Origin of the sequence: Noviherbaspirillum massiliense JC206 (genome assembly GCF_000312045.1) — a bacterium.
In the GTDB taxonomy this organism is placed as follows: Bacteria; Pseudomonadota; Gammaproteobacteria; order Burkholderiales; family Burkholderiaceae_D; genus Noviherbaspirillum; species Noviherbaspirillum massiliense.
Map to the genome: position 1 here is coordinate 3,039,743 of NZ_HE978634.1, position 13,868 is coordinate 3,053,610.

The window sequence follows — 13,868 nt, forward strand, 5'->3', positions numbered from 1 at the left end:
GCGCATGTCAGCCCTTGTTCGCCTTCGCCTGCAGCCAGTAGTCGAATACCTGTTCCGAAGTCTTGGCCGGGATGTAGCCGAGTTCTTCCTTCAGCCGCCGGTTGTCGAGCACGGGGCGGTAGCGCAGGAAATTGACCTGCTCGGGGCCGTACTGGGTCAGCCCCAGCTTCTTCAGCACCGCCAGCGCCGCCGCGATCAGCCAGGCGGGCAGGGCGAGCACCGGCTTGCCGAGCCGCTTGCCGAGCGCGTGGATGGACAGCGCGCCGTCGCCTGCCAGGTTGTAGATGCCGGCGCGTCCCGAGGAAATGGCGAGCAGTATCGCGCCCACCACGTCCTGGTCCCAGATGAAGACGAAGGGGCTGTCGGAGCCGCGGATGCCGAGCAGGCGCGGCTTCTCGAACAGGGCGGTGATCTGGTTGTTGACCGAGTCGCCGAGGATGGTGCCGATGCGGAAGATGGTCTGCGCAAGCTCGGGGTGCCGCTTGCGGTAGCCGGCCAGAATTTCCTCCACCAGGCGCTTGTGCCAGGAATAGGCGAATTCTTCGTTTCCGCGGACCGGATGGCTTTCATTGAGCCAGGCCGGGTTGTCGGCATGGTAGCCATAGGCCGCGCCGCTGGACGAGATGATGATGTGGTGCACGCCGGCCGCCACGCAGGCATCCAGCACTTTCCGGGTGCCGTCGACATCCACGCTGTACTCGAAGGCGCGGTCGCTCTTCTTGCCCGGCGTGACGATGGAAGCCAGATGCACCACGGTGTCGACGCCGCGGCAGCGCAGTACCGCATCCAGCCCGGCATCGCGAATATCGTGGGTCAGGTAGATCACGCCCTCGAGCCGTTGCGATTGCGGTGTCTCCCGCACGTCGGCCGCGACCACCGTGGAAATGTCGCCGGCTGCGAGACGCGCCGCAAGCGCTGCCACGAGTTGACGGCCGAGGTAGCCGCCGGCGCCGGTGACCAGAATGGATTTGCCCGCCATGACTGTCATGCTCCTTTCCGCGCAGCCTGGCCCGGCAGCGGCTTTTTCATCCAGTAGGTCGACAGGGTCATGCCGGCAAAGATGTGCCAGATGCCCCACCAGGCGGTGACGATGGCCATGCCGCCCAGGCCGCCGAAGAAATTGAAGATCAGCACCAGGCCGAGGCCGGAATTCTGGATGCCCGTCTCGAAGGCAACCGCGCGGCAGTCTCGCTCGGCCAATCCGCTCAGGCGCGCCAGCGCATAGCCGCCGGACAGAGCACAGGCGTTGTGGATGAACACCAGGCCGACGACCATCGCGCCGAAGGCGATGAAGAATTTCCAGTTGGCCAGCAGGGCGCCGCTGACGAACACCGCGAACACCGCCAGCGAAAAGATGCGCATCGGCTTGAGCGCGCGCTTGGCCAGGGCGGGATAGCGGTGCGAGATGAACAATCCGAGCGCCAGCGGCAGGCCCAGCAGAATGCTGACGTCGACCAGCATCGATACCGGATCGAGCGAGAAGTCGCGCATGATGGCGCGCATGCCTTCATGGTGGCTGGCCCAGAAGGCGACGTTGAGCGGCATCATGAACACCGCGCCCACGGTCGACAGCGTGCTGATCGATACCGACAGCGCCGCATTACCGCCGGCGCGGTGGGTGAAGAAATTCGAGATGTGGCCGGCCGGGCAGGCGGACACCAGCAGCATGCCGAGCCCGATAGAAGGCAGCGGATCGAGCAGCAGGACCAGCAGGAAGGTCGCCGCCGGAAACAGGATGTGATGGCTGACCAGCCCGATCGCCAGTGCCTTCGGTGTCTTCAGCGCCTCGCGGAAGTCCGACAGCTTCAGGTCGAGCGCCACGCCGAACATGACCAGAGCCAGTGTCAGGTTCAGCGCCAGCAAGGCCTGCGGATTGAAATTCAGGTGCGCCTGGTCGATGTGCATCATGGCTGCATCGCCCGGAAGAAGGTTGGCATGGTCGGGTCTCCTCGGTTTTCTAGGTTAGGGATGCATTCTGCGTGAATGCGCGATGGTGAAACAGGTTGCCCGCGGTCAGATCCTGTTCAAAACGGACATGCAGGGAGCCGAAGCGGCCATCCCGCAGGGTGTGAAAAACGGACATGCCCGTGCTAGACTGCGGCCACAATCCGGCCCGCCGTCTTGCTGCGGGCAGCACACCACCAGGGGGACCAAGCGGCATGGACCGCGCATTTCCAGGCATCGACGACTGCATCGACCCGCCATACAAGATGGCGGTCTTGATCGACATCCTTGCCGAGGAAGGCATTCCGGCGTCGGCCGTGCTGGCCGGCAGCGGCGTCGGACCGGACGAGGTCCGCGTGCCCGCGACCCGCATTTCGGCGCGCCAGCTGCTGACGGTCTGCGCCAATGCACAACGGCTGTCGAAGGATCCGGGCATCGCGATCAAGGCGGGCAGGCGGATTCACATCACCCATTTCGGCCTGTACGGCTATGCGCTGCTGAGCAGTCCCACCCCGCGCGAAGCCATCGAGTTTGCGATCCGTTATCGGCCGCTGGCCGCACCGCTGATCGGCCTGCGCTTTCGCGAGGACGGCGGCGACCCGGCCTGGGAATTCGAGGACAGCCTTGGACTTGGGATACGCAGCGAGCTGTTCCGCTTCGTGCTGGAATTCCAGCTCGGCACCCAGCTGTCGCTGCACGGCGACATCCTGGGCAAGCCGGTCACGCCGCTGGAGATACGGATCGCCTACCCGGCGCCGCCGAATGCCGCCGTCTATGAAGAACTGCTCGGCTGTCCGGTGCGCTTCGGCCAGCCGGGCAACGAGCTGCGCCTGAGCCGTGCCTTGCTGCGGCAGGAGCTGGCCTATGCCAACCCGATCACGGCGGCGCTGGTGCGCGAAACCTGCGACCGGCTTCTGGCGGAACTGAAGATGTCGGCCGGGATCGCCGGCAAGGTATCCGCCATGCTGATGGCCCAGCCGGGGCGCTTTCCCGGCATCGAAGCCGTCGCCGACGCTCTCGGCATGACTTCGCGCACGCTGCGCCGCAAGCTGCAGGCGCAGGACACGTCCTACCAGGCCTTGCTGACCGACGTGCGCAAGCAGCTCGCCATCGATTACCTGCGCAAGACGCGCATGAACACGGAAGACATCGCGGCGGCGCTGGGCTTCAGCGACGCCGCCAACTTCCGCCACGCGTTCAAGAAATGGACCGGGAAGACGCCGAGCGACTTCCGCCCGGCGGCCGGCTGAGACGGGACGTCTGCAGCCGCCTGTCCTCAATACCCCAGTCGCTGCGGCAGCCACATTGCGAGCTGCGGAAAGGCCGTCACCAGCGCCAGCGCCAGCAGCATCGATCCCACCATCCACAGTGCCCAGCGCACGGTGGAATCCATCGACACACCGGCGATCCGCGTCGTCACCATCAGGTTGACCGCCATCGGCGGCGTGAACTGGCCGATCGCCATGTTCATCGTCATGATGATGCCGAACCAGACCGGGTCCCAGTGATAGACCTGGATGATCGGCAGCAGGATCGGCAGGAACACCAGGAAGATCGAGACGGCGTCGAGCAGCATGCCGGCGATCAGCAGCAGGATGGTGATCATCACCAGCATCAGGGCTTCATTGGTGGTGAAACCGAGCATCAGCTTGGCCAGACTGTCGAAGGCGCCGAGGGTGGAACCGGCATGCGCAAAAATCCCGGCGAGCGAAATGATCAGCAGCACCACGGCGGAAATCTCGGCCGACTCGACCAGCACTTCATAGATCTTGCGCAGCGTGAGCGTGCGGTACACGAACAGGCCGACGAAAAAGCCGTAGAAGGCCGCCACCACCGCCGCTTCGGTCGGCGTGAACAGGCCGGCGCGCAGGCCGCCGAGGATGATCACCGGTGCCAGCAGGCCCCAGATCGCTTCCTTGAAGCTGGCCCAGAAGCCGGGCGTTTCCTCGTCGGACGCCAGGCCCCAGCCATTCTTGTAGGAGAAGTACAGGGTCGGCAGGATCAGCGACAGACCGGCCAGGATGCCGGGCACCACGCCGCCCGCGAACAGGGCCGGCACCGAGGCGGTCGGCACCAGCACGCTGTAGACGATCAGCGCCACCGAGGGCGGGATCAGGATTGCGGTCGAACCGGCAGCGGCGATCAGCGTGGCCGAGAATTCGCGCGGATAGCCCTGCTTCCACATGGCCGGAATCATCACCATCGCCACGGCAGCGGCGTCGGCCGGGCCGGAACCGGAGATGCCACCCAGGAACATGCAGACCAGGATGGCGACGATGCCTTGCGCGCCGCGGCGCTTGCCGACGATCGCGGAAGCGAAGCGCACGATGCGCAGGGCCACGCCGGCGCGCTCGAAGATCATGCCGGCCAGCACGAAGACCGGCAGCGCCAGCAGCGGATACTTGGCGATACCGTTGTAGGCATTGGTCGGCACCGACATGATGCCCAGGCCTTCGGTCAGGATGACGGCGGTGCCGGTGATGCCGAGTGCGATCGCGAGCGGCGCGCCCAGCACCAGCAAAACGGCAAAGCCGAGGAAAAGAATCAGGCTGCCTTCGAGAATCATGCTTGCTCTCCCGGTGCCGGTTGACGGAAAAGGCGCCCGAGGCGTCCAAGGATGCGCAGGAAGATCACGACCGACAGCAGCGGCAGCCAGATGGTGTAAATCCATTGCGGAATGCCGATGCCGGGCGAGGTGGTGTCGTATTGCCAGTCGTCCCAGAACAGGTAGAAGCCGTACCAGGCCATGAGTGCGAACATCACGGCACTGAGCGCCATCACCAGGTATTCGACCTTGCGCGCCAGATTGCGCGGCAGGCGGTCGGTGACGAAGGTCATGCGGATGTGCTGGTCCTTGGCGAAGGCGGCGGCGCCACCGAACAGCGTGAGCACCACCATCAGGAAGATGGAGAACTCCTCGGTGAATGCGAAGGAGGCATCGGTGAAATAACGGACGATCACATTGGCGAAGGTAATGCAGCAGATCAGCGCCATCGCCATGGCGGCAAAGAATTCTTCGATCTTGACGGGAACGCGCGGGGGCGGTTCACCGCGGGATTCGGCGTCATCGGGGAGGTCATTCATTTAGATACTCTTTTGATACGGGGGACATGCCGCTTGCGGGAAGCGGCAGGCACAACGGGTGGAGATGCATATTCCTCTGTATTCCTTCCCCTTCAAGGGAAGGAATACAGAGGCGGAGCTACATAGCAGGCAATGCGTCGGCCAATGTTGGTCCCTCCCCCGCAAAGGAGAGGGCACTTTGCACATATGCCTTGACGCTTACTTGTGTGACGCTGCGATCTCCGCTTCTGCCTTCTTCACCAGATCGGTGCCGATGGTCTTGGCCCACTTCTCGCGCACCGGCTGGGTCAGTTTCTTGAACTGTTCCAGCTCGACCGCATTCGGGCGGGTCACCTTCACGTTCTGGGCTTCGACTTCCTTCCAGAGGGAATTGTCGGTCGCGGTCAGGCCCTTGCGTGCCAGTGCGATCTCTTCCTTGCCGGCCTGGATCGCGGCTTCGCGCACCGCATCCTGATCAGCCTTGCTCCAGCTTTCCCAGACCCGGCGGTTCACCACGAAGATCAGCGGATCGTTCATGTAGCCCCATTGGGTCAGGTATTTCTGGCCGACGGTGCTGATCTTGGCGCCGAGGAAGACCGAGATCGGGTTTTCCTGGCCGTCGACTGCGCCGGACGCCAGCGCCGGCTGGGCATCGGCCCAGCTCATCTGGGTCGGGTTCGCGCCGAGCGCAGTGAAGGTGTCGTTGAACAGCGGCGAGCCGACCACGCGGAACTTCATGCCTTTCATGTCGGCCGGGGTCTTGATCTCGTGCTTGGAATTGGAAATCTCGCGGAAGCCGTTTTCACCCCAGGCCAGCGGTACCACGCCGTTCTTCTCGATCGCCTTGAAGATCATCTTGCCGGTCTCGCCCTGGGTCAGCGCATCGGTCGCGCGGTAGTCGGGGACCAGGAAGGGCAGGGAGAACAGGTTGAGTTCCTTGACCTGCGGCGACCAGTTGATCGAGGAACCGACGGCCAGGTCGATCACGCCCTGGCGGATCGCGGTGAATTCGCGCGTCTGGTCGCCTGCGACCAGCGAAGTGCCGGGATACATCTTGATGTTGATGCGGCCCTGGGTTTTTTCCTTGACCAGTTCAGCCCAGCGTTCTCCGCCCTTGCCCCACGGGAAAGCGGTGCCGAGCACGGTCGACAGGCGGTACTCGGGCTGGTATTTCTGTTCTGCGACGGCGGGAGTAATGGACAGTGTGAGCGCGGCAGCGGCGGCCAGCGCGAATAGCGATTTTTGCAAGGGCTTCTCCTGAATGATCGCGCAGCCGGATGAACGACGGTTGCGCCTTGAAAATGCGGCGGGCGGGTGCGCCACGGATGCTGTCATTCGGTGCCTTGTTGGCAGCCGCTTCGCGCCGGATGCCCCGGGACGGCGGGTGGCCGTTGAGGGTGCAGCGCAGAAGACTTTTTACAGGATTCTGTGCCCCATAGCAACCTGAGCAGCCCGGAGCCGGGCTGCAGGTTTGGTGAATTGCTCCTTATGCCTGGCAATAATGGTAATACTCGCCCGTCGGCGGCACGGCAAGCAGCTTCATCGCTTCCTTGAACGGTTCAGGCGGCAGGTTCTGCAGCGAGGCCTTATGGGCATCGGCGCTGTCCCATACCTCCACGAGCACGATATGCGCCGGATTCTTTTCGCTTTGCAGCAGATGGCAGGCGAGGCAGCCATCCGAAGCCTCGATCATCGGCACGAAAGACCTGAGGCGCTCGCGCAAGGTGTCGCCGCCGCCTTCATGGGCCCGGAATTCATTGATGCGCATGATGCTCATGTCCGTCTCCTTTCGATTCGCGCCGGATGCGGTCCGGCTTTGCATAAGGTTTTGACGACGGCGAGCTGAACATGTTCGCGCCTTGCCCGAAGGCATTCCCGCCTGTGCGGGACGGCAGAAGGCTTATTCGCTCTTTGCATAAGCATAATTCTTAAAAATCGTTGCACTCTTGCCTGCCTCTGATTAAAGTCGCTTATTACTAAAAGTAATTGAGCAGGCCCCAAACCTTGCTCGGCACATCGAAAGCCGCCCCTCGCCGAGCCTCGCCACTGAAACTTCGGGCCCGCCTCTCACCCACGAGAAATGAATTCCGATGAAACTGTCCTTTAACAATATCGAAAAGCGTTTTTCCGGCCTGCAGGTCATCGACAATTTCAGCCGCGACTTCGAACAGGGTGAACTCGTGGCCCTGGTCGGTCCTTCCGGCTGCGGCAAATCGACCCTGTTGCATCTGGCAGCCGGACTGGAGCAGCCGAGCAGCGGCCGCATCCTGGCCGATGGCAGGCCGGTTGCCGGCCCTAATCCGGAACGCACCCTGATGTTCCAGGAAAACGCCCTGTATCCCTGGCTGACCCTGGCCCAGAACGTCGCGCTCGCCCTCGAATTCCAGAAAATCGACAAGCGCGAAGCCCACAAGCAGGCGCTGGGCTGGCTGGAAAAGGTCAACCTGAAGGGCTTTGAAAATTATTATCCGCACCAGGTATCGGGCGGCATGCGCCAGCGTGCAGCCCTGGCACGCGCCTTCATTGCCAATCCGAAGGTGCTGCTGCTGGACGAACCCTTCGGCGCGCTCGATGCCTTGACCCGCATGACCCTGCAGGATGTGCTGCTGCAGCTGATCCGGGAAATGAGCCCGACCGTGCTGCTGGTCACGCACGACGTCGACGAAGCCCTGTTCCTGGCGGACCGCATTCTGGTGTTCAGCCCGCGCCCGGCGAAGGTACTCAAGGAATTCAACCTCTCGCATCACGCGAAGTCGCACGACCTGTCGGAATTTGCCGGTATGCGCCGCGAGATCCTGGGACTGCTGGGCATTCATGCAGAACAAAACGATATTTCGAAATTACTCGAAGGAGCAGAAGTATGAAATTCACGAAATTCCTGATCCCGGCCCTGGCCGCATTCGCACTGGCCGGCCAGGCTATGGCGGCCGACAAGTTCAAGGTCGGCTACCTGCGCGTGATGGACGATGCGCAGGCGATTGCCGCCTATGAAGGCGGCTTCTACAAGAAGCATGGCCTGGATGTCGAACTGGTCGAGTTCAAGTCCGGCACCGACCTGATCAAGGCCATCGTCGGCGGCCAGCTCGACACCGGCGTGCTCGGCTTCACCAATGCGGTAGCCTGGGCATCCAAGGGGGCCGACCTCAAAGTCGTGGGCGGCGCGCAGACTGGCTACCATGCGATCCTGGCGCGCGATGATGCCGGCATCAAGAAGGTATCCGACCTGAAAGGCAAGACGCTCGCGTCGCAGGCCGAAGGCAGCACTGCCGACACCGTCCTGAAAGGCGTGGTATTGAAGGAAGCCGGCCTGAAGGCCGATGACGTGAACGTGATGGGCGTCAGCCCGCAAGTCGCGGTGCAATCGCTGGTCGGCAAGCGTGTCGATGCCGCCTTCCTGTTCGAGCCTCAGGCCAGCATCGCGAAGCTGATCGCACCGGTCAAGCAGGTCTACGAGATCGGCGAAGTCTGGCCCTTCCCCTGCATGGTGGTCATCACCTCCGGCGACACCCTGAACAAGAAGAAGGACGCCGTCTGGAAGTCGCTCGACGCGCAGCGCGAAGCGATCGACCTGCTGCAGAAGAAGCCGGCTGAAGCCTCGAAACTGATTGCCGGCTACTTCATTGCCGAGCCGACGCTCAAGACGCTCAAGCAGGGCGAGGTGCCGCGCGAAGCCGTGATCACCAGCGCCATCAAGAGCCAGACCTTCAGCGCCGCACTGACACCCAAGGAACAGGCGCGCATGCAGGAAATCGCCGGCATCATGCAGGAACAGGGCGCGCTCAAGACCCGCGACGGCAAGCCTTTCGAAGTCAAGAACATTCTTGACCTGAGCTGGCAGCAGGAACGCAAGCTGTAATATTCCCGCGCTTACGCGCGGCGGGCAGGGATTGCTATACTGCGGCATTTCCCCCCCAATCAAGGATGGCCGGCGAAAAAACCGGCCATCTGTCATTTTGAAGTCTTATGAGTACTCAGATTCGTCTCTCCGGTCTCCAGAAGAAACTCGCCATGGTTCTGGCGATCTTTCTGATTCTCCTGCTGTGGCAGGTCGCTGCCTGGTTCCTGCCGTCCTTCCTGATGCCGGGCGTGCCGACCGTGCTGGCGCGCCTGTGGGAAGAAATCCAGACGGCGGCCTTCCGCACCGCCCTGTGGGGCAGTCTCACGCGCCTCGGCTGGGGCTATGGCATTGCCCTGCTGTTCGGTATCGGCTTCGGCCTGATCGGCGGCGTGCTGTATTTCTTCCGTGAAGTGCTGAAGTCGGCCATCATCATCCTGCAGTCGATTCCTTCCATTGCCTGGGTGCCGCTGTTCCTGATCCTGATGGGCTTCGGCAACGTGCCGATCATCGTGGTGGTGGCGCTCGCCGCCTTCTTCCCGGCCGCCCTGTCGGTAATGAACGCCACCGAAAGCGTGCAGAAAGTCCAGATCTCGGCCGCGCGCGTGATGGGCGCAAGCCAGTGGGACATGCTCAAGCGGGTCTACCTGCCGGCCGTCATGCCGGAACTGATCACCGGCGCCCAGCTCGCCTTCGGCAATGCCTGGCGCGCGCTGATTTCCGCCGAAATGCTGGTCGGCTTCGGCAAGGGCCTGGGCCGTTCCCTGGCCTATGCCGGCGAGACCGCCGACATGGTGGGCGTGATGACCAACATCCTCACGATCGCCATCCTTGCCCCGCTGATCGACCAGCTGCTGCTGGAAAACCTGAAGCACCGGGTGTTGCGTTACCAGTACGTCTGAATCGGAAACACGTTTCACAGGAATACCACCATGCTGATCAAGCCGCCCTCTCTCCCGCACATCCTGGCCCTTGCAGCACTGACCTGCGCCAGCGCGGGGGCATCGGCCGACAGCTCGATCGATCGTGCCCGGCAGCGCGGCAGCCTGCTGGCCGGGGTCGATCATGTGGCTCCGGAGTACGTGGCAACCACCAAGTTCCGCACGCCGGAAAGCATTGCCACCGCATTGGTGCAGGATGTTTCGCGTCGCCTGCGGGTCAAACCCGCTCCCCTGCAAGCCGACGCGGCGAAGCGGCCCCAGCTTCTCGCCAGCGGCGATGCCGATGTCGTGCTGGCGGCGCCGCCCGGCAATGACCCGCTGCGGCGCACCGCTGTCATCGTCCCCACCGGCTATGCCGCTGCGCCGATGGCGATCATGCGCACCGACACCGACATCAAGAGCTGGGACCAGCTGAAAGGACGCACGGTTTGCCTGTCCGGGGATGGGCGCTATGCGGGCACCATCGCTGCCCAGTACGGCGCTGTCGAGAAAGTGTTCAAGGCGCCGGCCGATTCCCTGCTGGCGCTGCGTACCGGCAAATGCGATGCGGCGGTGCATGACGATGTGCTGCTGGAAGAGCTGCTCAAGCTGCCGGAATGGAAAAAATTCTCCGCCCGTCTTCCGGCCGGCCAGCGCACGCCCCTGGTCTTTGCCGTGCCTGCACGCGATCCCAAGGCCGAGGTTTACCTGAAACAGGTCGCGGCCGAATGGCAGGCCAGCGGCATGCTGGCGCAACTGGTGAACAAGCAGGCGCGCAGCATCGCGTTCGAGGTCTACCTCGACCAGGATGTTCCGGATTGCCACTGAGCGCAGCTCACGGCGCTAGCCATCCAGTTCCTTGTAATGCCGGAATATTCCCTCCTGGTTGAACGGCAGCCGCCGCTCTGATGCCAGGTAGGCGGCGACGCCCGGGCGCGCGGCAATGCGGTCATGCAGCGCAAGCAGCCGCGGATAATCCGGCTCCAGCTTCTTCATGGTGCGCGGGAAGGCATAGCGCAAGCCGGCGATCATCTGGAACATCGAGAGATCCGCGTAGGTGGCAGTCTTGCCCACCAGGTATTCATCGCCGCCCGGATTGCGCTCCATCACTGCTTCGAAATAGTCGAAGAATTTCGGCAGCCGCGCCGCGGTGAAGTCTGCTGCGCGGCGCAGGGCTTCCGGCTTCTGGTCCCTGTAATACAGGCCGCTTGCAATCGGATGATGGGTGTCATGCACTTCCGTCACCATGTCCGCGATGGTGAGCTGCAGCTGGTGCACCCACAGGCGTCCCGCCTCTTCCTTCGGCGTTAGCCCCAGCTTGGGCCCGAGGAACAGCAGGATATTGGCGGTCTGCCCGATCAGCTGCTCGCCGGCTTTCAGGAAGGGCGGCGCGAACGACGGATGGTTCACCTCCGCACCTTCCAGCAAATCCATCATCGCTTCCATGCCGGTATCGGTGCGCGCCACATCGATGTAGTCCGCGCCCGCATCTTCCAGCGCAAGACGGACGAATTCGCCGCGGCCTTGTATCGTCGGCCAGTAATAGAGTTCATAGCGCATGGGAAAGCTCTTTCCTGCTTGCATAGGCGGATGAGTCAACATGACTTTGGACCAGTATGGCATGCGGCGCATCCATACTGGTCTCTCCGAGGCAATCAGATGAGCTTTGTCAAAGAAGCGACCTTCTTCCGCCAGCCCTTAGACACCATGTTTCCCCAACTTGTCATTGCGCGGACCCATGGCATACATTGCGATCGCCAGCAGCGTCAGGCACCAGACGATCAGCGCACCCGATGGAAGATCGAACACCATGGAAATCAGCAGGCCGGCGACATAACCCCCGATGCCGGCCAAGTAAGCCAGCGGCAAGCGTCTGCGCTCCGGATAATTCCGGACCCCGAGGCTGGGAATGATCAGGCTGGCAAACACTAGGTAGACGCCGACCAGCTGCACCGAAATCGTGACCGCCAGGGCAAACAGCAGATAAAAGCCGAGGCGCCCCAGCTTCTCCCGGAACAGGATGCCCAGGGCGATCACGATCGTGCCGATCGCCGGTACCGGCAATTGCTCGTAACGCACCCACAGGATTTGCCCGGCAAGCAAGTCCCGCAAGTGCTCGCCGCCGTGGGGATTGTGCGCAAGCAGCAGCAGGCTGCCGGTTGCAGCCAGCACAAACAGCACGCCGATCTGCGCTTCCTGTACCTCCGGCCAGCGCTTCTCGGTCCAGGTCAGCAGGAAGGCGCCCAATACCGCGGCTGCGCCGGCGGCAAGCTGCACCAGCAAGCCCTGGTCCAGGTCTGCCATTCCAGCTACGATGACGCCGAGCGCAGCGATCTGGGCGATCGCCAGATCGATGAACACGATGCCGCGCTTTAGCACCTGGGCACCCAGCGGCACATGGGTGGCGAGCACCAGCAAGCCCGCCACGAAGGCAGGGACGATGATCATTAAGTCATTAGCACCGAGGTTCATTTAGCACCTTCCTGCAGGCGTTGCACGGTGTCGTCGAACAGGCTGAACAAGTCTTTCGCCTTATCGTCGCCGCCGACGGTAAACGGCAGCACCACTGCAGGAATATGGGCGTGCTCGGACAGCCATTGCGAGGCGTGCCCATCCTGATAGGCTGCGCGCAGGACCATCTTCGCCGGCTGCTGCTGGAGCTGGCTGATCAGTGCGGAAAGATGCGCACCGCTCGGTTCGACCCCGGGCTTGGGCTCCAGCGTTGCCACGCTGCGCATGCCGAGCCAGTTCAGGAGATACGCCATGTTCTTGTGATGTTCGACGACGGCGATGCCTTTCAAGGGCGCTGCCTGCTGCGTCCATTTCTGGATCGCAGCATTCCAGCGTGCGGAGAAATCCTTGTACCGAGCTTGGTAATAGGCGGCATTGCCGGCATCGATCTGGACCAGCCGTTGGACCAGCGCATCGGCCACGCGCGCGATATTGCGCGGATCCTGCTGGATATGCGGATTGCCTGCGGCGTGCACATCCCCTTCGCTGCGATCCAGTCGTGCCGGCACGTCAAGGCGCGGCACCAGCGAGCCGGCTTCAAGGTAGCCCGGCTGCCCCGGAACGATTTTTGGATTGCCGGACTGCTGCAGCAGGATCGGCAGCCAGCCCACTTCCAGCTCCAGCCCAGTGCACACCAGCAGGTCGGCATTGCGCGTCCTTGCAATCAGGCTGGGCCGCGCCTCGATCCGGTGCGGGTCCTGCAGGGCGGTGGTGGCGCTGGATGCTTTCACCTTATCGCCGCCGATTTCCGTTGCCAGCGCCGCCCATTCCGGTTCGCAGGCCAGCACGTTGACTGTCGCATGGGAAGATGCCGCTGCCAGCGCCGCCGCGGCTGCCGTCAAGGCCATAAAGAATTTTTTCATGTGGAACTCCTAGAAGGTATGTGCGCCATGAACGCCGAGGCTCATGATGTATTGGAGGAAGACCTGGTTGTCGGTCGCGCCTGGACGTGATTTGTCCTGCGCCAGCTGCAGGCGCAGACGGCTGAATTCGGACGGCGAATAATCGAACATCAGGCTGGTGCGGGAGGGATTGTAGGAAGCCAGCTGAGGAAAATCGGCAGCGCCGAGTGCGCCGTTGCCGACCAGCCCGATCTGCGGCGTGCCGGAATACAGCTTGTCGTAGCGCAACCCCATGCGCCAACGCGGCATGAATTGATAGACGCCCTGCACATACCAGCCGGATTGCGCCGACGCGTAACGTCCTGCCAGCGCCTGCCCGCTCGTATCAAAGGCGAGCGTGCCGTTTTCCCTGCGGCGGAAGTATTCGCCCTGCAGCTTGAAATTGGTCTGCGTGGCATTGCCGTTGGGTGCCCATTTGTAGACGGCATCGGCAATCCAGGTATTCGCATGCCCGCTGATCGCATTTGTCACGCCGGCACCAGCACTGTCCACATCCTCGTACGGCCGGTCGCTCGATCCGGTATGCAGGTAGGACAGGCCGGCACGCCAGCTCGCGCTTTCCCCGATATCGTCGCCGACATGGGCGAACAGCGCCACGGCGCCGATGCCGTTCCTGTTGCGGTCATTGCCGGGAAAGCTGCCGCCGTTACCGGCTTCCACGCCGAGCTCGAAGAAGCGCTCGGTCGGCGCCAG

14 protein-coding genes and 1 pseudogene are annotated in these 13,868 nt (G+C 62.9%); 5 read left to right on the forward strand and 10 right to left on the reverse strand.

Features of this window, described 5'->3' with window-relative positions:
• Nucleotides 1–7: 7 nt before the first annotated feature.
• Nucleotides 8–988 carry an SDR family oxidoreductase gene (locus HGHM_RS14890; protein ID WP_019142345.1) on the reverse strand — a complete coding sequence of 327 codons (981 nt, stop codon included), beginning with the start codon at nucleotides 986–988 and terminating at the stop codon, nucleotides 8–10.
• Nucleotides 985–1,908 carry a bile acid:sodium symporter family protein gene (locus HGHM_RS14895; RefSeq protein WP_019142346.1) on the reverse strand — a complete coding sequence of 308 codons (924 nt, stop codon included), beginning with the start codon at nucleotides 1,906–1,908 and terminating at the stop codon, nucleotides 985–987. The genes HGHM_RS14890 and HGHM_RS14895 overlap by 4 nt, the downstream gene beginning before the upstream one ends.
• A gap of 251 nt (nucleotides 1,909–2,159) precedes the next feature.
• On the opposite strand from HGHM_RS14895, the gene HGHM_RS14905 reads away from it, so the two are divergent.
• The gene (locus HGHM_RS14905) at nucleotides 2,160–3,194 is read left to right on the forward strand and encodes an AraC family transcriptional regulator (RefSeq protein ID WP_019142348.1); all 1,035 of its coding nucleotides are present in this window, start codon (nucleotides 2,160–2,162) and stop codon (nucleotides 3,192–3,194) included.
• A 26-nt stretch (nucleotides 3,195–3,220) separates the two neighbouring features.
• Here HGHM_RS14905 and HGHM_RS14910 read toward each other — a convergent pair whose 3' ends face one another.
• The 4 genes from HGHM_RS14910 to HGHM_RS14925 form a co-directional block, all read right to left on the reverse strand.
• A complete protein-coding gene (locus tag HGHM_RS14910) occupies nucleotides 3,221–4,510 on the reverse strand; it encodes a TRAP transporter large permease (protein ID WP_019142349.1) in 1,290 nt (429 codons plus the stop codon).
• Nucleotides 4,507–5,028: a TRAP transporter small permease gene (locus tag HGHM_RS14915; protein ID WP_019142350.1), complete on the reverse strand. Its 522-nt coding sequence runs from the start codon at nucleotides 5,026–5,028 to the stop codon at nucleotides 4,507–4,509. The genes HGHM_RS14910 and HGHM_RS14915 overlap by 4 nt, the downstream gene beginning before the upstream one ends.
• 198 nt (nucleotides 5,029–5,226) lie before the next feature.
• Nucleotides 5,227–6,342: a DctP family TRAP transporter solute-binding subunit gene (locus tag HGHM_RS14920; protein WP_019142351.1), complete on the reverse strand. Its 1,116-nt coding sequence runs from the start codon at nucleotides 6,340–6,342 to the stop codon at nucleotides 5,227–5,229.
• 151 nt (nucleotides 6,343–6,493) lie between these two features.
• Nucleotides 6,494–6,784, reverse strand: a complete 291-nt coding sequence (locus HGHM_RS14925) for a putative quinol monooxygenase (RefSeq protein ID WP_019142352.1) — start codon at nucleotides 6,782–6,784, stop codon at nucleotides 6,494–6,496.
• Nucleotides 6,785–7,097: 313 nt separating this feature from the next.
• On the opposite strand from HGHM_RS14925, the gene HGHM_RS14930 reads away from it, so the two are divergent.
• The 4 genes from HGHM_RS14930 (at nucleotide 7,098) to HGHM_RS14945 (ending at nucleotide 10,590) form a co-directional block, all read left to right on the forward strand.
• Nucleotides 7,098–7,871 carry an ABC transporter ATP-binding protein gene (locus HGHM_RS14930; RefSeq protein WP_019142353.1) on the forward strand — a complete coding sequence of 258 codons (774 nt, stop codon included), beginning with the start codon at nucleotides 7,098–7,100 and terminating at the stop codon, nucleotides 7,869–7,871.
• On the forward strand, nucleotides 7,868–8,863 hold the full coding sequence (locus tag HGHM_RS14935; protein ID WP_019142354.1) for an ABC transporter substrate-binding protein: 996 nt from the start codon (nucleotides 7,868–7,870) through the stop codon (nucleotides 8,861–8,863). The genes HGHM_RS14930 and HGHM_RS14935 overlap by 4 nt, the downstream gene beginning before the upstream one ends.
• 107 nt (nucleotides 8,864–8,970) lie before the next feature.
• The gene (locus HGHM_RS14940; RefSeq protein WP_026076062.1) at nucleotides 8,971–9,744 is read left to right on the forward strand and encodes an ABC transporter permease; all 774 of its coding nucleotides are present in this window, start codon (nucleotides 8,971–8,973) and stop codon (nucleotides 9,742–9,744) included.
• A 30-nt stretch (nucleotides 9,745–9,774) separates the two neighbouring features.
• On the forward strand, nucleotides 9,775–10,590 hold the full coding sequence (locus tag HGHM_RS14945) for a type 2 periplasmic-binding domain-containing protein (protein WP_019142356.1): 816 nt from the start codon (nucleotides 9,775–9,777) through the stop codon (nucleotides 10,588–10,590).
• A 15-nt stretch (nucleotides 10,591–10,605) separates the two neighbouring features.
• Here HGHM_RS14945 and HGHM_RS14950 read toward each other — a convergent pair whose 3' ends face one another.
• From HGHM_RS14950 to HGHM_RS21435, 4 genes and pseudogenes are all read right to left on the reverse strand, one after another.
• Nucleotides 10,606–11,322, reverse strand: a complete 717-nt coding sequence (locus HGHM_RS14950; RefSeq protein WP_019142357.1) for a glutathione S-transferase — start codon at nucleotides 11,320–11,322, stop codon at nucleotides 10,606–10,608.
• A gap of 138 nt (nucleotides 11,323–11,460) precedes the next feature.
• Complete coding sequence (locus HGHM_RS14955; RefSeq protein WP_034348546.1) at nucleotides 11,461–12,234, reverse strand: metal ABC transporter permease; 774 nt, start codon at nucleotides 12,232–12,234, stop codon at nucleotides 11,461–11,463.
• Entirely contained in the window at nucleotides 12,231–13,136 is a 906-nt protein-coding gene (locus HGHM_RS14960; protein WP_026076063.1) for a metal ABC transporter substrate-binding protein, read from the reverse strand. The genes HGHM_RS14955 and HGHM_RS14960 overlap by 4 nt, the downstream gene beginning before the upstream one ends.
• 9 nt (nucleotides 13,137–13,145) lie before the next feature.
• A pseudogene (locus HGHM_RS21435) lies at nucleotides 13,146–13,868 on the reverse strand (hypothetical protein); the annotation flags it as partial.